Here is an 18,804-nt window from a genome sequence, read left to right on the forward strand (position 1 = left end):
CGGCACGAGTGGCCGGAAGGCCAGGGTTCATCAGGTTCGGGCCAGGGCCGTATCGGGGACCGGTCCGAAGGTCAGCACACCCCGGGCCACCCGCCCATGATGCGCATCGTCCGCCGCCTGCGCGAAGTCCTCCACCGGATACGTCCGGGTCACCAACTCGTCCAGCAGCAGCCGTCCTTCGCGGTACAGCCGGGCGTACAGCGCGATGTCCCGCTGGGGCCGCGCCGACCCGTAACGGCAGCCCAGGATCGACTTGTCCAGATACATCGACGACACCAGGAACGAGGCCTCCGCGGTGGCCGGCGGCACCCCGAGCAGCACCGCCTGGCCGTGCCGGTCCAGCAGATCGATGGCCTGCCGGATCAGCCGGGTGCTGCCCACACACTCGAAGGCATGGTCGGCGCCGGTCGGCAGGATCCCCTTCACCGCCTTGACGCTGTCGGACACCGCCGACGCATCGATGAAGTGCGTCGCCCCGAACTGCCGCGCCACCGCTTCCTTCGCGGGGTTGGCGTCCACCGCCACGATCACCGACGCCCCGGCGATCCGCGCCCCCTGGAGAACATTGAGGCCGATCCCGCCGGCCCCGATCACCACGACCGAGTCCCCGCGGTCCACCTTCGCCCGGTTGAGCACCGCGCCGACACCGGTCAGCACCCCGCACCCGATCAGCGCGGCCGAGGTCAGCGGAATCTCCTCGGAGATCTTCACGGCCTGCACCGCCTTGACGACCGTACGCTCCGCGAACGCCGAGTTCGACGCAAAGCTGAACAGCTCGCGCTCACCCCGCCGGAACGGCTTCTGGGGCATCCCGATCGCCTTCCGGCACATCGTCGGCCGCCCCCGGTCGCACTCCGCGCACGCCCCGCAGTTGGCCAGCGTCGACAGCGCGACATGATCACCGGGGACCACATGGCCGACCCCCGCGCCCACGGCCTCGACCACCCCCGCGCCCTCGTGACCCAGCACCACCGGCACCGGAAACGGAATGGTCCCGTCGACCACCGACAGATCGCTGTGACACAGCCCCGCGGCCCGGATCCCGACCAGCACCTCACCCGGGCCCGGGTCCCGCACCTCCAGATCGTCCACGACCCGGGGCTGCTCGCCGTCGAATATGACGCCTCTCATCACCGCTCCAGTCTGGGCAGGCCGAGCACACGCTCGGCAATGATGTTGCGCTGGATCTCGTCCGAGCCGCCGTAGAGGGTGTCGGCCCGGGTGAACAGGAACAGCCGCTGGAGCGCGTCCAGTTCGTACGGCGCCTGCGCGGTCCAGTCCACGGGCCCGAGCGCCGCCGCGGCGCCCCGCACCCGCATCGCCAGCTCCCCGAGCCGCTGGTGCCAGCCGCCCCACAGCAGCTTCGCCACACTCGGCGCACCCGCGTCCCCGGCGGCCCCCAGGGTCCGTAGCGCGTTCCACCGCATGACCTGCAACTCGGCCCACTGCTCGATGAGTTGACCGCGCAGCACCGGATCCCGCAGCGCCCCACCACGGACCGCGGCTGCGATCACGGCGGCCAGCTCCGTGGCGAACCCGATCTGCTGCACGAGCGTGGACACCCCCCGCTCCCGCGCCAGCAGCCCCATCGCCACCCGCCAGCCCGCGCCCTCCCCGCCCACCACATGCGGGGCCAGCGCCCCGTCGAAGAACACCTCGTTGAACTCCGCCGTCCCCGACATCTGCCGGATCGGCCGCACCTCGATCCGCCCCGGCTGGTCCATGGGCACCAGCAGGAACGAGAGCCCCCGGTGCCGCCGCTCCCCCGGATCCGTCCGCGCCAGCACGAAGCACCAGTCGGCCTCCCTGGCCAGCGACGTCCAGATCTTCTGCCCGCTGACGCGATGGCCGGCACCGTCGCGGACCGCCACCGTGCGCAGCCCCGCCAGATCCGACCCCGCTTCCGGCTCGCTGTAGCCCTGGCACCACAGCTCCTCGCCCCGGGCGATGGCCGGCAGAAACCGCCGCCGCTGCGCCTCGTCCCCTTCCGCGATCAGCGTCGGCGCGAGCAGGTTCTCCCCGATGTGCCCCACCCGCCCCGGCGCCCCGGCCCGCGCGTACTCCTCGGCCCACACGACCTGCTGGGTCAGGCTCCCCGACCGGTTCCCGTACGCGCCCTCCGCGCACTCCCACCCGAGCCCGATCCACCCCCCACCCCCCAGCTCCCGCTCCCACGCCCGCCGCACCCCGGCCCCCTCGTGCTCGCTCCCGGGACCGCCCTTCCCTGCCATCTCGGCGTACGGCCCGACGAGATGCCCCGAAAGCCACTCCCGGGCCGCCGCCCGAAAGGCCTCGTCCTCTTGCCCGAACCCAAAGTCCACGACGCCCTCCCCTGCACGCCCCCACCCGGCATTTCCCACCCACCACGGGGGACGGGCCGGAGGGGCCGGTGTCCAGGACGTAGAGCGAAGCAGCCCTGGACACCGGCCCCGGAGGCCCGTCCCCGCACCCCAACAGCCCCGCGCAGCGGCCACAAGAACCACCACGGCGCCGCACCCGGCAACGCACGGCCGGGGCACCTATTGATTCGGCCGCGCCTTCGCCTTGGCGGCGGAAGCCATCGCCGAAACCCGCCCCAGCATCGGCATCGGATCCGTCCCCACGGACCCGGGCAACACCTCCGCCACCCGCTCCGGCGTCCACCCGCCCCCCTCGGCATATACGGAGCGCAGCTCCACCGGCTGGGCCCATACGGCGATCTTCGGCCCGGCGACCGTATAGACCTGCCCGGTGATCTCCCGGGCCCGTTCGCTCAGCAGATAGACGACCAGCGCCGCCACATCCTCCGGCGCACCGATCTCCGTCAGCTCCATCGGCACCTGCGCCGACATCCGCGTCCGGGCGACGGGCGCCACCGCGTTGGCCGTCACCCCGTACTTGTGCAGCCCGAGCGCGGCGCTCCGCACCAGCGAGATGATCCCGCCCTTCGCGGACGCGTAGTTGGCCTGGGAAACCGACCCCTGGTGGTTCCCGCTGGTGAAGCCCACAAGGGTCCCGGACTTCTGGCGCCGCATCACCGCAGCCGCCGCCCGGAACACCGTGAACGTCCCCTTCAGATGAGTGGCGACCACCGGGTCCCACTCCTCCTCGGTCATGTTGAAGAGCATCCGCTCCCGCAGAATCCCGGCCACACACACCACACCGTCGATCCGCCCGTACTGCGCCAGCGCGGTGTCCACGATCCGCTGGCCGCCGGCCATGGTCGACACATCGTCGGCGACCGCGGTCGCGACTCCGCCCGCTGCCTCGATCTCCTTCACCACGGACTCGGCGACCTCGCTGCTGGGTTCGCCGCCCTCGATGGAGACCCCGTAGTCGTTGACGACCACCTGTGCGCCCTGTTCCGCGCAGGCGAGGGCGACCGCCCGGCCGATGCCGCGGCCCGCCCCCGTTACGGCGATCACTTTGCCGGCCAAGAAGTTCCCCATGCCGTGACCCCTCCCGCAGTTTCTGACGGACCGTTAGATTTTTGAGCAGACCCGGTACGAACACAAGACCCCGGGCCGAACCGAACCCGGCCACCCCGAGGAGGGCACATGCCCCTGCCGCAGGAGTTCCACGACATCGCCAAACGCGTGAACAACTGGGGGCGTTGGGGAGCGGACGATGAGATCGGCACACTGAATCTGATCACTGATCAGGCCGTCCGGGAGGCCGCCGGCGGCATCCGCAGCGGCCGCCGCATCCCGCTCGCCCTCCCCCTCCGGCACGACGGCGTACAGACCGGTCTGATCCCGGGCCGGGTGAATCCGCTGCACGCCATGACCGCCGTCAACCAGGAGATCTTCGGCCCCGGTACGGTCGCGACCTCGGACGACGTGGTCACCATGGGCCTGCAGGCCGCCACCCACTGGGACGGTCTCACCCATGTCTCCCACTCCGGACGGCTCTACAACAACCGCCCCGCCGACTCGGTCACCGCACACGGCGGCGCCACCAGCCTCGGCGTGGAGAAGGCCACCCCGATCGTGTCCCGCGGGGTCCTCCTGGACGTGGCCCGGGCACACGGAACCGAGGGACTGCCCGGCGGGCACGCCGTCACCCCGGAGGACCTCAACGCCGCCGAGGAACTGGCCGGAACGACGGTCCGGGCCGGCGATATCGTCCTCGTCCGGACCGGGCAGCTGCGGCACTATCTCGCCGGCGACCGGCAGGCCTACGCCTTCCCGTCGCCCGGCCTGTCACTGCGCACCCCGGAGTGGTTCCATGCGCGCGATGTCGCGGCGGTCGCCAACGACACCCTGACCTTCGAGATCTTCCCGCCGGAGATCGAGAACCTGTGGATGCCGGTGCACGCCCTCCATCTCGTGGAGATGGGCATGCTGCAGGGCCAGAACTGGAATCTGGAGGAGCTGTCGACGGCCTGCGCGGAGGTGGGCCGCTTCGCGTTCTTCCTGTCCGCGATGGCCGAACCGTTCGTCGGGGCATCCGGTGCGCCGGTCGCCCCCGTGGCGATCCTCTGAGGCGATCCTCCGAGGCGTCCGCGTCGAGTCGCCGACCGCGCCGGCCGGCGACTCGACGGCGCCCGGCCGACCAGGTGACGGTGCGCTCATGCGCGCCCCGAGCACGGCACTGCGGACCGCCACCCTCCCCCGGCTCCCGCCGGGGCCCCAGCCAGGCCACGATCCGCACTCGTCAAGGCCCCGGACCGGAATCCCCGGCTCTCCCACGACCTCGGCGTCCCCTCGCGGCGCATCGCTTCACCCAAGGGTGATCAACTGAGCACGCCACGTCAACACCTGGTCTGGACTAATTTCGTTACGACCGATTTGCCATAGCTGGCGGCGAAGCGTCGACTGTGCGCCGATCGGCGCGATTACGCCTGGTGTGTCACGGTGCGTGACGCCGCGCAGTGGGGCTCATATGCCCCCAGATCGGATCCGGCTGCCATCAGCAGCGGGCGGCCGCGGTCCACCTCGCACCAGATCCGCTTGCCGGTGCCCTCCTGCTGCCAGCCCCAGCGGTCGGCCAGACCGTCGACCAGCTCCAGACCGCGGCCGTTGGTGTCGTCGCCGTCGGCGTGCCGCTGGCGCGGCGGGCGGGCGCTGGCGTCCACCACTTCGACCCGGACCGTACCCACCACGGCGCCCGCCCCGGAGAAGCGCATCCGCAGCTCAGCCGCCGCGCCGGTGTGCACCACGGCGTTGGTGACGAGCTCGGAGATCAACAGGATCAGCGTCTCCGCAAGCGGCTCATCGACCCCTATACCGGAGCCCACGAGCCGCGATCGGGCCCACCGCCGGGCCCGCCCCACCTCCGCGGGGTCGGGCCGTACGTCCAACTGCACCTGAAGCACCTGCACCGCTCACACCATCCGAACCGGCGGAAACTTCGCCTCGCGCCTCCACGGAGTCACGGTGCGTGACCCCGGCGGAGCACAGCATGGTTGACGTTCAGTCACCGCAACAAGCGCTTCGGGCATATTCCAGCGCAAGGGAGTATGCATCCTGCATACTGTGCGACGCACTTTGCGAGGAGTCGAACAAGGGGGGCAACCCGGCCCCTGCCTGAGGCGAGCGGCGCGCAGTCCGTACCTCGGAGCCGTCGTTCCGACGGCACCGGGTTCGTTGCGCCACAGAACCACTCGCACCCAACGGAGAGTACCCGAGCGGAGCGCTGACTCCCCCCTGTGACGAGTCACGCCTGGGACACAACCCGATATCGACACTCCGTGACCACTTCTGCGTAGTGAGTCCGACATTCCGCACACGGGGTGCCAGAGTCTGACATCAGCGGCCACCGGACACCTCCAGAGCGGGCTTCACGCCCGCACCGTCAGGCGATCAGGCCCGCGGCCAGCAGTTCCTCCGCCTCGCCCACCGTTCCCCAGCGCTCGGCGTGCAACCAGGCCCGCTTGAGATGCAGATGGACATCGGCTTCCCAGGTGAAGCCCATTCCGCCGTGGACCTGCAGACAGTCCCGCGCGTTACGCACCGCGGCCTCGTCGGCGAGCAATTTCGCGCCCGTGATGTCGAGAACACCCTCCGTGACCGACGCCGCATATACGGCACTTCGGGCTATTTCCGACCGTACGAGCATCTGCGCGCACAGCTGCTTGACCGCCTGGAACGAGCCGATGGGGGCGCCGAACTGCTCGCGCTCGCAGGCGTAGCCGGCCGCCATCTCGACCGTCTTGACGGCACTGCCGAGCTGCTGGGCCGCGGTGAGCAGCGCGGCCTCGCGGCGGAGCCGGGGCACGTCCAGGGCAACGGGCTCGGTGCGCGGCAGGTCCAGGACGCGGGCGAGCGGGGTGAGGGGGTCGACGGAAGCAAACGGGGCGCAGGACACCCGATCCGGCGCACTCCGGTACGCACCGCCTGTGCGCCCCCGTGCGCCCTCTGCCTCGCCCCCGGTCGGGCCGTCGCGATGACCGTCGTGGCGGCCGTCGTGGCGGCCGTCGCGATGACCGTCGGAATGCCCCCCGGTCCGGTCGTTGCGACGGACACCGCGATGGCCGTCGCAACGACCACCGTCACCCTCCACCAAGATCAACTCATCGCATCCGCCCGGGTGTTCCCACAGCACCGGATCCCGCGACCCCTCGCACAGCCCGGCGATCCTCTCGCCGGTCGCGACGCCGTCCACCACCCCGGCCAGCAACTGGCACGCCACCAGCGGCCCCGGCAGCAGCGCCCGCCCGGCCTCCTCAAGGACCAGTACCGCTTCCGGCAGCCCCAGCCCCACCCCGCCGTCCTCCTCCGGCAGCCGCAGTGCGAAGAACCCGGCCGCACCCAGCTCGCGCCACAGCGCACGGTCCGGTACGGGGCCCTCGACGGCCGCCCGCAGCCGGTCCCGGCCGAACCGCCCGGCCAGCAGCTCCCGGGTGCCGTCCTTCAACGCCCGCTGCTCATCGGTGAGTTGGAAGTCCATCGCCCGGTCACCGCCCCTTCGGCAGGCCGAGTATCCGCTCGGCGACGATGTTCTGCTGGATCTGCGAGGTGCCGGCCGCGATGGTGTACGAGAGGGACGACAGCCGGTCCGCGACCCATTCGTGGTCCACATCCAGCGCACCGGCGCCCAGCACCTCGGCCGCCGTGTCGTACAGCTCCTGGCGGGCGTGCGAATAGCGCAGCTTGAAGACCGAGCCGCCGGTGCCCGGGACGCCGCCGGTGCCCGGGACGCCTCCGCCGCCCCTCCCGCCGCGCGCGGGGGCCCGCATCGCCTCGCTCACATTCCACTGGGTCAGCCGCCACAGCGCCGTGAACTCCGCGTGCAGCCTGCCCAGTCTGCGGCGCAGCACGGCATCGCCCCAGCGGCCGTTGGCGCGGGCCGCACCGGCCAGCGCGCCGAGCACCCGGCGGCAGGCCACCACCTCCCCGACGAAGGCGGTGCCGCGCTCGAAGGACAGCGTCACCATCGTCACCCGCCAGCCGTCGTTCTCCGCTCCGACCCGGTTGGCGGCCGGGACCCGCACCTCGTCGAGGAACACCTCGGCGAACTCCGTCGAACCGGCGAGGGTGCGCAGCGGCCGGACCGTCACGCCCGGCGCGTCCATGGGCATCGCCAGCCAGCTGATACCGCGGTGCTTGGGCGCGGCCGGGTCGGTGCGGACGAGGAGTTCACACCAGTCGGCGACCTCGGCGTGCGAGGTCCAGATCTTGGCGCCGTTGATGACATACGCGTCCCCGTCGCGGACGGCCCTGGTGCGCAGCGCGGCGAGGTCGGAGCCGGCGTCCGGTTCGCTGAAGCCCTGGCACCAGATCTCCTCGCCGCGCAGGATCGGCGGCAGCCAGCGGGCGCGCTGCTCGGCGGTGCCCTCGGCGGCGAGGGTGGGTCCGGCGTGCAGCAGCCCGACGAAGTTCGCGCCGACGTAGGGCGCCCCGGCGCGCTCCGTCTCCTCCAGGAAGATCAGGTGCTGGGCGGGGGTGGCGCCCTGCCCGCCGGCGTCCCGCGGCCAGTGCAGGCCCGCGTATCCGGCGTCGTACAGCATCCGCTGCCAGGCGGTGTCGTACGCCCGGCGGCCGGGCCAGTCGGTCGCGGCGGGCGGTGCGGGGAGCCGGGGCAGCACCTCGCCGAGCCACTGGCGCAGCCGGGCCCGGAAGTCTTCCTCCTCCGGTGTGCAGGTGAGGTCCATGGCGGCTACGTGTCGAGGTCCGGGCCGAGCAGGCGGACCGTGTCGCCGCGCCTCGGCTTGTGGACCGCCTCGTCGTCGAGGCCCACCCTCGGGTTCGCCATCGCTGTCCCCTCACCGATATCTGACGTACCGTCAGAACGAGGCTAGCCCGGCCCCTCTGGACCGACAAGGCGCCGGCCCCTAATCTCGAAAGCTGATCTGACGTGGCGCCAGCCAAGGGGAGGGCAGATGACCGGCAGCACCCTCTGGGACCTGGTCACCTGGCGCGCCGTCCGTACCCCTGACGCGCCCGCCCTCATCCAGGGCGCCGAGTCCGCCCGGCAGGAACGGCGGATCACCTTCGGCGCCCTGCACCGGCGCGCGGAACGGGTCGCGGCCGGCCTGTACGAGAGGGGCGTACGGCCCGGCAGCCGGGTCGTCTGGCAGCTGCCGACCTCCCCCGAGCTCTTAAGGAGCAGGGGGGACCCCCACCGAGACCGTCCTGTTCAGCCTCGCCCTGGCCCGGATCGGCGCCGTCCAGAGCCCGGTCGTGCCGCTCTACCGCGCGCATGAGGTCGGCCAGGTGCTGCGCCGCACCCGCGCGGCCTTCTTCGCCGTCCCCGGCGTCTGGCGCGGCTTCGACCACCGGGAGATGGCGGACCGCCTGGCCGCCGGCCTGCCCGGTCCGCCCACCGTCATCGAGGCGTACGACACCCTGCCCGACGCCGACCCGGCCGTCCTGCCCCCGCCACCGGCCGACGACGACGCGGTGCGCTGGATCTACTGGACCTCCGGCACCACCGCGGCCCCCAAGGGCGTGCTGCACACCGACCGCAGCCTGCGGACGGCCGGCCGGTGGCTGGGCGCGGCCCTGCGCCTCGGCCCGTCGGACATCGGCTCGATGGCCTTCCCGTACGCCCATGTCGCCGGGCCCGACTACACCGTCATGCTGCTGGAGCACGGCATCCCGGCCGTCCTGCTGGAGCACTTCGCGCTACCGGGCGCGCTCACCGCCTACCGCCGCCACCACGTCACCCTCGCCGGCGGCTCCACCGCCTTCTACGCCCTCTTCCTCGCCGAGGCCCGCAAACTGCCGCCCGGCCACCGGCTGCTGCCGTCGCTGCGGCTGCTGGCCGGCGGCGGCGACACGGCCGCCGGGGACGCCCTGGTGACACGGCCGCCGCGGACGCCCTGATGACCGCCCGCCCTGACCACCATGCCCGCGCCAATGCGGACACCCCCTGTCCTCCACCCCCCATACGCTCCCCCCATGAGTCACTCACGACCCCATATCGACACCGCCGGGCGGCGGGCCCGGCTCGGGCGGCGGCAGTTGTTTGCGGGCCGGGATCGGGCGGAGCGTGTGGAGGAGGTCGCCCAGGCGGTTGTGGGGCTGCATGCCAGCGATCCGGCGACCGTTCATCTGGCGGCCTGCGCGCGGCTGGCCGAACCGGATCCGGGCGCGGTGGAGCGGGCGCTGTACGACGACGGCACGCTGGTCCGGATGCTGGGGATGCGCCGCACCCTCTTCGCGGTCGACGCCGCGCTCGTACCGGTCATCGCCTCCTCCACCGCACGGGCGGTGGCCGCCAAGGAGCGGGCGGGGCTGGTCAGGTGGATCAGCGAGGGCGCGCCGGGGTGGGACGAGCGGCGGCTGGCCGGGGTCGAGGCGAAGGTGCTGGCCGCGCTGGACGTGCACGGTACGGCGACCGCGGCCGAGCTCACCGCGGAGGTGCCCGAGCTGCGCGACACCATCGTGGTCTCCCCCGGCAAGCCGTACCAGGCCACGGTCGCCGTCTCCAGCCGCATCCTGCGGGTACTGGCCGCCGAGGGCCGCATCCGGCGCGGACGGCCGCGCGGCAGCTGGACCAGCAGTTCCTTCCGCTGGACGCCCGGCACCGCCTTCGCAGAACTGCCCGCGCCACCGGCCCCCGAGGCGCGCGCCGCCCTCGCCCGCCGCTGGCTCGCCTCATACGGCCCGGCGACCGTCGAGGACCTCAAGTGGTGGACGGGCTGGACGCTCACCGCCACCCGTCATGCGCTGGCCGCCACCGGCGCCGTCGAGGTGACCCTGGGCGACGGCGCGCCCGGCGTCGCGCTGCCGGACGACCTCGAACCGGTCGCCGCACCCGAACCCTGGGCCGCCCTGCTGCCCGGCCTCGACCCCACCACGATGGGCTGGAAGGCCCGCGACTGGTACCTCGCCCCGGACCAGCTGCCGCAGCTCGTCGACCGCAGCGGCAACATCGGGCCGACGGTGTGGTGGCACGGCCGGATCATCGGCGGCTGGGCCCAGCGGGCGGACGGGGAGATCGTCTGGCGGCTGCTGACCGACGACGGGGGCAGCGCGGCCGCCGCCGCGGTGACGGACGTGGCGTCCCGGCTGGCGGCCTGGGTCGGTGATGTCCGCGTCACCCCGCGCTTCCGGACGCCGCTGGAGCGGGAGTTGACCAGGTAGCGGTCGGCGGCCGGGCCGGCGCCCGGCCGCCTCAGCCCGGCCGGTACGCGCTCGTCGCCTGTGCGTAGAACTGGTCCACCTCGTGCCGGCCGTGGTCCGGGCCGATGACGAGGACGAGGTGGTAGCGGCCCTTGTGGATCATCGCGAGGTTGCGTACGTACACCTCGCGGCCGCTGCTGTCGCGCCAGGAGAAGGTGCCCTCGGCCATCGCCGTCTTCCCGACGTCGATCCGCTGGAGGCCGGAGGCCGAGGCCCAGCCGGAGGAGCGGTACGGCGCCAGCTCGGCTTCCTTGTTCTGCAGATACGCCATCGGGTCGGTGCCGAAGCGCGCCGTCGTGTCGCGGCCGGGCACGACCACCAGCTCATAGTCCCCGCCGACGTACCGCACCTGGCCCCGGTCGTTCGCGCCGCGCCGCTGCCAGCCCTTGTGGACCGCGACCTGGAAACCCTCCGGGTCGTTGCGCACCTCGAAGCCCTTGGCGACCTCGGCGGGCGCGGTGGTCTGCGGTGCGCCGGTGCCGGCGGAGGCGTGGTCGCTCCCCTGGTCCCCGGACGGTGCGGGGCTGCCGGGTGCCGCACCCGAGGAGCCCGTACGGTCCGCACCGCGCTCACCCGCCTTGGAGTCCGGGCCGGACTTCGGCAGGAACGCCATCGCATAGACGACCGCGCCGACGAGCAGCAGCAGGATTCCGGCGAGCAGCAGCCGGCCGAGGTGGCGCGGCGTACGCGCCGGGCGGGGTGCGGCGTCCGGGCCGGCCTGAACCGGCGTCTGCTGCTCGTACGGGTCCCGGTCCGCGGGCCCGCGCCGTCCGGACGGCGGGGCCGGCTTGCCGGGCCGGGCCGGTCTGGACTGCCGGAGCGGCTTCGGCTGCTTCGGGGGGCGGGGCGGGCGGGCGGTGGAGACGAGCGGGGTGGGCTGCTCCGAAGACGGCGCCTGCGGGACGGGCGGGGCGGCCGCGGCGGCGCCCACGGCGGCCGGGGCCGGCTGCGGCCGTACGCGGCGGGCCGTCCGGGTCTTCTTGTGCCGCCCCTTGCGGACGAGTTCGCCGCGGCGCCGCACGATCGGCAGCCGCCGCGGATCGGCGCCCTCCGCCGGGATCGTCACCAGCCGGCTGCCGACCTCCGGCTCCGGTGCGGTACGGATCAAGGAGCGCAGCCAGCCGCTCAGCTCCTCGGCATCCGGGCGGTCGGCCGGGTCCTGGCGCAGCAGCGACTCGACGACCGGCCGCAGCGCCCCGCACTCCTCGGCCACCGCGGGCGGCTGCGAACAGACCAGCTGCGCCAGTTCGACGGCGTTGTCCTCGGGGAACGGCGGCTGCCCCTGCACGCTCCGGTAGAGCAGCGCGCCGACCGCCCACAGATCGGTGGCCGGGCCGACCGGCGGCGCCAGCTGCCAGTTCTCGTGCACCGTTCCGGCCTGCTCGGGCGCCCAGCGCTCGGTGACCGGGCCGATGACGGTCAGCCGCGCCTGCCGGGCCCGTTCGGCAGCCAGCCCGGCGGTGGGCCGTCCGTAAGCGGGGGCGGTGGCGTCGCCGTCCGGTGCGGGCTTGGTCAGCGAGGTCGTGGCGGCGGGTCCGGCCGGTGTGGGCTCGTCCGGGGCGGGTTCGTCCGGCGGGGTCCCGGCCGTGGTGGTCGGCTCGGCTCCGCACAGCGCTTCCTGGGCCGCGCCCGCCGCCAGACCGGTCAGGATGGCCCGGCCGTCGTCGCAGACCAGGACCGTACGGGCGGTGATGTTGCGGTGCAGCCGGCCCTCCGCGTGCAGCACCCGCAGCGCGGTCAGCAGATCCGCGGCGATCTCCGCGGCGCGGTGCGGGGACAGCGGCCGCTCGGCGAGCAGCGCGGACAGCGGCCGGGCGACGAGGAGTTCGGCGACGATCCACAGGCTGCCGTCCTGCGCGAAGACGTCGAAGACCTGCTCCAGCCGGGGGTGATCGGCCAGCTGGGCGGCGGTCGTCGCGGCGTCCAGCGCACGTCGTACCGCGGGGTCCCGGGGGCTGCGGTCGGCCACCCCCGCCCCGCCGGTCAGCCGTGCGGCACCGTAGCGGCCGCCGCCGGCACCCCCCTCGGCGGGCCCGGCCGGCTCCGCCCCCACGACCTCCGCTTCGACGACCTCCGGCAGCGGCACCTGGCGGACCAGGACCTCCTGTCCGCTGAACGTGTCGAACGCCCGGGACTCGGTGAAGTCGTCATCGCCGAGGGGCCGCAACGGCAGGCGGTAACGCTCGGCGAGCACCCTTCCCGCGTACTCGTCCACGACGCCTCCCCGCAGCGCGCTGTGTCTACCGCCGCGCCGGAACGCCCTCGGCGCTGGCGCCTCCGGTCACTTCCGGTCGTATTCCCGCCGAATGCGGATGCGTACGGTCTTAGCGGTCTCACGATACGTGCCCGCACCGAAGCTTGCGGCCCGGTCTGCCCAACGACGCGCGCTCTGTCCGTTCACCGCCCGGCCCGTGCCCCGGTCCCGCACTCAGTCCTTGATCGCGAAGGACTTGAACGCGGTCGCGACGACGTTCTGGCACTCCTTGTCCGGCCAGGCGTCCGCCTTGCAGGTGATCATGATGGCGTAGCCGTGCTGGTCGTCGGCCTTGAAACCACGGTCGAGGACCCGGACCTGCTGGCCGCTCTGCCGACGGGTGAAGGACCAGTCGGCGACGGTCGGATAGCCGCGCCACTTCACCGACTTGATGCCGATGAGGTGGTAGTTCTCGCTGGAGCCGCGGACGGCCGGCTCCAGGCTGCGCCAGGAAGCCGCCGCGTCGGTGCCGGGCTCGGCGTTGTAGTCCACCTGGACGCGGGGGAAGCCGCCCGAGGCGCTGTAGATGACACCGGAGCCCTGCCCCGCGGTGGCCGTCTGCTTGAAGCCCTTGGGCATCGCCATACCGAAGTGGAATCTGCGGTTGGTGACCTGGGCGAAGCCGTCCGGCACCGCCTTGCCGTCCTTGCCGTCCTTCCCGCCGGTGTCGCCCTTGTCGTCGGCGGGGGAGACACCGCCCGGCTGCTCCGGGGCCGGCGAGCCGGGCCCGCCCTCCGCGTTCCCGCCCGTCCCGGCCGATTCCGTGGAGGGCTTCGCCTTCGCCGCGGACGACGTCTTGTCGTGCTTGCCGGCCGGCCTGCCACCGTTCTTCGCGGTGTCACCGCTGCTCAGCGCGACGGCCAGGACCGCGCCCAGCACCGCCAGGGCGACCATCACGGCCACGATGATCAGGGTGCGGCGCGGGACGACATCGGTCACCGACGCACGCGTCGACGGACGGTTCCCGTCGTCGGGTCTGGAGGCGGCACGGGCCCGCGCGGCGGCGGCAGCGGCGGCGGCACGGACCGTCTGCAGGGCGCCGCGCAGCCGCTCCTTGGCGGCATCGGTGTCGAACCCGGGGCGGGTGAGCGTCGGCCGGGACGCGCCCGACCCCGCCCCGTCCACGCCGGTCGTCTTCTCGTCGGCCTGGGTGGCCGCCCGCTGCGGGCGCTCGGTCCGCTCCGGGGTGCGCGTCGCGGCGGCCTTGGCGGCACCGGCCCTGGCTCCACCGGCCTTGCTCCTGCCCGCCTTCGGACCGTCGGACGCAGGCCCGCTCCTGGCCGCCGGCTCCGCCACCGGGGCGGCGGCCGGCTTCGGCTTCGGCTTGCGCGGCACCCGCGACTTCGGGGCGGGCTTCGGCTTCGGCGTGCTCTCCGGCTTCGCCGCCGCCCGCTCCTTGGGCACCGTCGGCAGCACCATCGCCCGGGTCTCATCCAGCGGGGGCTCCGGCTTCTGCGCCTCGGGGGCGTGCACCACATCCAGCAGCAGCGCCCGCGCACCGGTGTCTTCCAGCCGGGCCGCCGGGTCCTTCACCAGCAGGCCGAAGATGACTTCTTCCAGCGCGCCGGCGCTCTTCGGCGGCTCGACCGGCTCGGTCATCACCGCCGTCAGCGTGGCGATCGCCGAACCCTTGTCGTACGGCGGCACGCCCTCGACACAGGCGTACAGCAGTCCGCCCAGCGACCACATGTCGGCCGGCGGGCCCGGCTTGTGGCCGCGGGCGCGCTCCGGGGAGATGTAGGAGGGGGCGCCGACGAGCATGCCGGTCGAGGTCACGGAGGGGTCGCCCTCGACCTGGGCGATACCGAAGTCGGTCAGCACGACCCGGCCGTCGTCGGACATCAGGACGTTGGACGGCTTCACATCGCGGTGCAGGATGCCCTCGGCGTGGGCGGCGCGCAGCACATCGAGCACCGCCAGGCCGACCTCGGCGGCACGGCGGGGGGTGAGCGGGCCGTCGTCACGGACGACCTCGGCGAGCGAGCGGCCCTCGACCAGCTCCATCACGATCCATGGGCGGTCGTCCTCGTCGACCACGTCAAAGACCGTCACCGCGCCGTTGTTCCGGATCCGGGCGATCGCCTTGGCCTCACGCAGCGTGCGGGTGATCAGACGACGCTTTTCGTCCTCCTCGACCCCGCCCGGGAAGCGCAGTTCCTTGACTGCGACCGTACGGCCCAGGACCTCGTCGCGTGCCCGCCAGACGGTACCCATGCCGCCCCGGCCGAGAACATCGGCGAGCCGGTACCGGCCGGCGAGCAGCCTGCCCTCCTTGCCGTTCATCTCGACCTCGTCGCCCACTGAATCCCCTCTGCAATCCAGCCGAGTTGGCAGCTTCGACATCCCATCGATCACCAAACTGGCCCAACTCGGACAACCCACCCTGGCAGAGCCTTCATTCTCCCTCATCCGCGGCCATGCGGAAGGCCCGGGTCTGTGCCGGACAACACCTCGTACCCGTCAGGATGGCCCCGGCGAACGGGAGTCCCGACGACGAACCGCCCGCGTCGCCCGGCCACGGCCCGCCCCCTCCAACCCGGCGCGAGCCGGCTGACCGCCCTCCCTGTCACCCTGCACGGCTGACGGGTTCCGCCACCTTGCGGTAGCGGGGCACCTAGAGCGGCACGATGTCCGGCGCCCCCAGCCGCGCCGCATCCGCCGTCAGATCGTCCGGCTGCCGCTGCGATTCACGCTCCGCCTCGACCCGCTTCCGGTAGTGCGCGATCTCCTTCTCGATCTGGTCGTTGTCCCAGCCCAGCGCAGGCGCGATCAGCTCGGCGACCTCGCGGGCACTGCGGGTGCCCCGGTCGAAGGTCTCGATGGAGATACGGGTGCGCCGGGTCAGCACGTCGTCGAGATGCCGGGCGCCCTCGTGGGTACACGCATAGACCGCCTCGGCCCGCAGATAGTCGTCCGCGTGCGCCAGCGGTTCACCCAGTGCCGGATCGGCCACCACCAGCTCCAGCAGCTCCTCGGTCAGCGAGCCGTAGCGGTTCAACAGATGCTCTATGCGGGCCACATGCAGCCCGGTGCGGGCCGCGATCCGGGCCCGCGCGTTCCACAGCGCCTTGTAGCCCTCGGCCCCGACCAGCGGCACATCCTCGGTCACACAGTCCGCGACCCGCTGGTCGAGGCCGTGCACCGCCTCGTCCACCGCGTCCTTCGCCATCACCCGGTACGTCGTGTACTTGCCGCCCGCCACCACGACCAGCCCCGGCACCGGATGCGCGACGGTGTGCTCCCGCGACAGCTTGCTGGTGGCGTCCGACTCCCCGGCCAGCAGCGGGCGCAGCCCCGCGTACACCCCCTCCACATCGTCCCTGGTCAGCGGGGTCGCGAGCACCTCGTTCACATGCTCCAGCAGATAGTCGATATCCGCGCTGGAGGCCGCCGGGTGCGCCTTGTCCAGATCCCAGTCCGTATCCGTCGTCCCCACGATCCAGTGCCGGCCCCAGGGGATGACGAACAGGACGCTCTTCTCCGTCCGCAGGATCAATCCGGTCGTGGAGTGGATCCGGTCCTTGGGGACAACCAGGTGAATCCCCTTCGACGCCCGGACATGGAACTGCCCGCGCTCCCCGATCAGCGCCTGGGTGTCATCCGTCCACACCCCGGTGGCGTTGACGATCTGCTGCGCCTGGATCTCGTAGTCGCCGCCCCCCTCGACGTCCTCCACCCGCACGCCGACCACCCGCTCACCCTCGCGCAGAAAGCCCGCCACCCGTGCCCGGTTGGCGACCTGCGCCCCGTAGGCGGCCGCGGTCCGCACCATCGTCGCGACATAGCGCGCGTCATCCATCTGCGCGTCGTAGTACTGCAGCGCGCCGACCAGCGCGTCCCTCTTCAGACAGGGCGCCACCTGCAGCGCCCGCTTGTGCGACAGATGCCGGTGCACGGGCAGTCCGCGGCCGTGCCCCGACGAGACCGACATCGCGTCGTACAACGCCACACCGGAGCCCGCGTACCAGCGCTCCCAGCCCTTGCCCTGCAGCGGATACAGGAACGGCACCGGCTTGACCAGATGCGGCGCCAGCCGCTCCAGCAGCAGCCCCCGCTCCTTCAACGCCTCTCTGACCAGCGCGAAGTCCAGCATTTCCAGATACCGCAGACCGCCGTGGATGAGCTTGCTCGACCGGCTGGACGTGCCCGAGGCCCAGTCACGCGCCTCGACCAGACCGGTGGACAGACCGCGCGTCGCCGCGTCCAGCACCGTCCCCGCGCCGACGACTCCGCCGCCGACCACGAGAATGTCCAGCTCCCGCTCCGCCATTCGGGCGAGCGCCTCGGCCCGCTGCGCCGGTCCCAGTATCGCTGTCTTCACCGCTGCCTCCCGCTGTGATCGGGGCCACACCGCCCGTCCGTCGATTCTGTCCGCGCTGCGTGCCGGTATCCACCCTTCGCTCCTGGCGGCAACACCCCGCCGTCTTGATCCACCAATCCCTATTCTGGGTCAAATATCCGCTTAGTGTATTTATGCGCCCTCCGCACAGGCCATGCGCACACGTCATTCGCAGTCGCTCGGGAAGGACGGCCGCAGCATGCCCGCAGACCTCGCCGTCATCGGACTCGGTCACCTCGGCCTCCCTCTCGCCCAGGCCGCCACCGCCGCCGGCATCGGCACCATCGGCTACGACCCCGACCCGCACACCGCCGGACTCTCCGGCGCCGACGGGCCGCTGTCCGCCACCGAACTCCGCCGGCTGCTCTCCGCCGGCTTCCGCACCACCACCGACCCCACGGCCCTCGGCCGGGTCCGCACCGCCGTCCTCTGCGCGCCCACGCCCCTCGGCGAGGACCGCGCCCTGGACCTCACCGCCCTCGCCGACGCCGCCCGCACACTGGCGGCGCAGCTGCGCCCGCACACCACGGTGATCCTCGAATCCACCGCCTACCCGGGCACCACAGAGGAATTCCTGCGCCCCCTCCTGGAGGAGGGCTCGGGCCTCACCGCCGGACGGGACTTCCACCTCGCCTGCTCCCCCGGCCGCCACGACCCCGGCAACCGCACCCACCGCTACGCCAACACCCCCAAGGTCATCGGCGGCCTCACCCCTGCCTGCACGGAAGCGGCCGCCGCCTTCTACGGCCGCCTCACCGACAAGGTCGTCCGCGCCCGCGGCCCCCGCGAGGCCGAGACCGCCAAGCTCCTGGAAACCAACTACCGCCACATCAACATCGCCCTGATGAACGAGATGGCGGTCTTCTGCCATGACATCGGCGTCGACCTGTGGGACGTCATCCGCTGCGCCGAGACCAAACCGTTCGGCTTCCAGGCCTTCCGCCCCGGCCCCGGGGTGGGCGGTCACGCCACCCCCATCGACCCCAACTACCTCTCCTACAAAGGCCGTTCGCTGGGCCACCCGCTCCGCATGGTGGAACTGGCCCAAGAGGTGAACGGCCGTATGCCGCGCTATGTCATCCAGCGCTGCGCCACCCTCCTCAACGAACACGGCAAATCCGCCCGTGGCGCGCGGATCCTGCTGCTCGGCGTCACCTACAAGCCGGACATCGGCGACCAGGCGGGCTCACCGGCCCGCGAGATCGCCTCGCGGCTGATGGAACTGGGGGCGCACCTCACGTATCACGACCCGTACGTCCCGCAGTGGCACGTACTGGGCCGGCCCGTGCCCAGAGCCGACTCCCTGTACGAGGCCGCGGCCGCCGCGGACCTGACGGTGCTGTTGCAGCCCCATCGCACGTATGACCTTCAGGGCCTGGCCGTGAAAGCGCAGTTGCTCCTGGACACGAGGGGGGCGACTCCTACGGGGTCCGCGCATCGTTTGTAGCCCGCACGTTGCCTTCTGCGGCGCCGTGTCGCCTTCGGCGGGGGCGGGGTGGGTTTGGGCGGGGGCCGCGCTTGTTTGTGGTGGGTGCCGGGTGCGGTCCTCCGGGGGCGGGTTTCCGGACTGCTTCGCTTTACGTCCGTGACCCTGGAACTCCCCCTCCTGGACGTCTTCGGCCGCGGCGGCGCCCTCAAGTCCTCCTGGTACGGCGACTGTC

Annotated in this window: 12 protein-coding genes and 1 pseudogene; 4 read left to right on the forward strand and 9 right to left on the reverse strand. The window is 72.7% G+C overall.

Features of this window, described 5'->3' with window-relative positions:
* Positions 1–30: 30 nt before the first annotated feature.
* The 3 genes from AB0C46_RS12025 to AB0C46_RS12035 form a co-directional block, all read right to left on the reverse strand.
* On the reverse strand, positions 31–1,131 hold the full coding sequence (locus tag AB0C46_RS12025) for a Zn-dependent alcohol dehydrogenase (RefSeq protein WP_362827672.1): 1,101 nt from the start codon (positions 1,129–1,131) through the stop codon (positions 31–33).
* Complete coding sequence (locus AB0C46_RS12030) at positions 1,131–2,321, reverse strand: acyl-CoA dehydrogenase family protein (RefSeq protein ID WP_362827673.1); 1,191 nt, start codon at positions 2,319–2,321, stop codon at positions 1,131–1,133. Before AB0C46_RS12030 ends, AB0C46_RS12025 begins: the two co-directional genes overlap by 1 nt.
* 198 nt (positions 2,322–2,519) lie before the next feature.
* The gene (locus AB0C46_RS12035) at positions 2,520–3,428 is read right to left on the reverse strand and encodes an SDR family oxidoreductase (RefSeq protein WP_362827674.1); all 909 of its coding nucleotides are present in this window, start codon (positions 3,426–3,428) and stop codon (positions 2,520–2,522) included.
* Between the two features lie 108 nt (positions 3,429–3,536).
* On the opposite strand from AB0C46_RS12035, the gene AB0C46_RS12040 reads away from it, so the two are divergent.
* Complete coding sequence (locus AB0C46_RS12040; protein ID WP_362827675.1) at positions 3,537–4,463, forward strand: cyclase family protein; 927 nt, start codon at positions 3,537–3,539, stop codon at positions 4,461–4,463.
* Between the two features lie 353 nt (positions 4,464–4,816).
* On the opposite strand, the gene AB0C46_RS12045 is transcribed toward AB0C46_RS12040, so the two are convergent.
* From AB0C46_RS12045 to AB0C46_RS12055, 3 genes are all read right to left on the reverse strand, one after another.
* The gene (locus AB0C46_RS12045) at positions 4,817–5,302 is read right to left on the reverse strand and encodes an ATP-binding protein (RefSeq protein WP_362827676.1); all 486 of its coding nucleotides are present in this window, start codon (positions 5,300–5,302) and stop codon (positions 4,817–4,819) included.
* A gap of 473 nt (positions 5,303–5,775) precedes the next feature.
* Positions 5,776–6,870, reverse strand: a complete 1,095-nt coding sequence (locus AB0C46_RS12050) for an acyl-CoA dehydrogenase family protein (RefSeq protein ID WP_362827677.1) — start codon at positions 6,868–6,870, stop codon at positions 5,776–5,778.
* Between the two features lie 7 nt (positions 6,871–6,877).
* Entirely contained in the window at positions 6,878–8,074 is a 1,197-nt protein-coding gene (locus tag AB0C46_RS12055) for an acyl-CoA dehydrogenase family protein (RefSeq protein WP_362827678.1), read from the reverse strand.
* Positions 8,075–8,302: 228 nt separating this feature from the next.
* Here AB0C46_RS12055 and AB0C46_RS12060 point away from each other — a divergent pair.
* Together AB0C46_RS12060 and AB0C46_RS12065 are read left to right on the forward strand one after the other, a co-directional pair.
* A pseudogene (locus AB0C46_RS12060) lies at positions 8,303–9,197 on the forward strand (AMP-binding protein); the annotation flags it as partial.
* Positions 9,198–9,323: 126 nt separating this feature from the next.
* Entirely contained in the window at positions 9,324–10,511 is a 1,188-nt protein-coding gene (locus tag AB0C46_RS12065) for a winged helix DNA-binding domain-containing protein (protein ID WP_362827679.1), read from the forward strand.
* A 31-nt stretch (positions 10,512–10,542) separates the two neighbouring features.
* Here the strand turns inward: AB0C46_RS12065 and AB0C46_RS12070 are convergent, their stop codons facing one another.
* From AB0C46_RS12070 to AB0C46_RS12080, 3 genes are all read right to left on the reverse strand, one after another.
* On the reverse strand, positions 10,543–12,765 hold the full coding sequence (locus AB0C46_RS12070) for a protein kinase (protein WP_362827680.1): 2,223 nt from the start codon (positions 12,763–12,765) through the stop codon (positions 10,543–10,545).
* Between the two features lie 213 nt (positions 12,766–12,978).
* A complete protein-coding gene (locus tag AB0C46_RS12075; protein ID WP_362827681.1) occupies positions 12,979–15,105 on the reverse strand; it encodes a serine/threonine-protein kinase in 2,127 nt (708 codons plus the stop codon).
* 313 nt (positions 15,106–15,418) lie between these two features.
* Positions 15,419–17,125 (reverse strand): glycerol-3-phosphate dehydrogenase/oxidase, encoded by a 1,707-nt coding sequence (locus AB0C46_RS12080; RefSeq protein WP_362827682.1) that lies wholly within the window; start codon positions 17,123–17,125, stop codon positions 15,419–15,421.
* A 217-nt stretch (positions 17,126–17,342) separates the two neighbouring features.
* On the opposite strand from AB0C46_RS12080, the gene AB0C46_RS12085 reads away from it, so the two are divergent.
* The gene (locus AB0C46_RS12085; RefSeq protein ID WP_362827683.1) at positions 17,343–18,590 is read left to right on the forward strand and encodes a nucleotide sugar dehydrogenase; all 1,248 of its coding nucleotides are present in this window, start codon (positions 17,343–17,345) and stop codon (positions 18,588–18,590) included.
* Positions 18,591–18,804: the final 214 nt, after the last annotated feature.

The organism is Streptomyces sp. NPDC048637 (genome assembly GCF_040650675.1).
Lineage (GTDB): Bacteria > Actinomycetota > Actinomycetes > Streptomycetales > Streptomycetaceae > Streptomyces.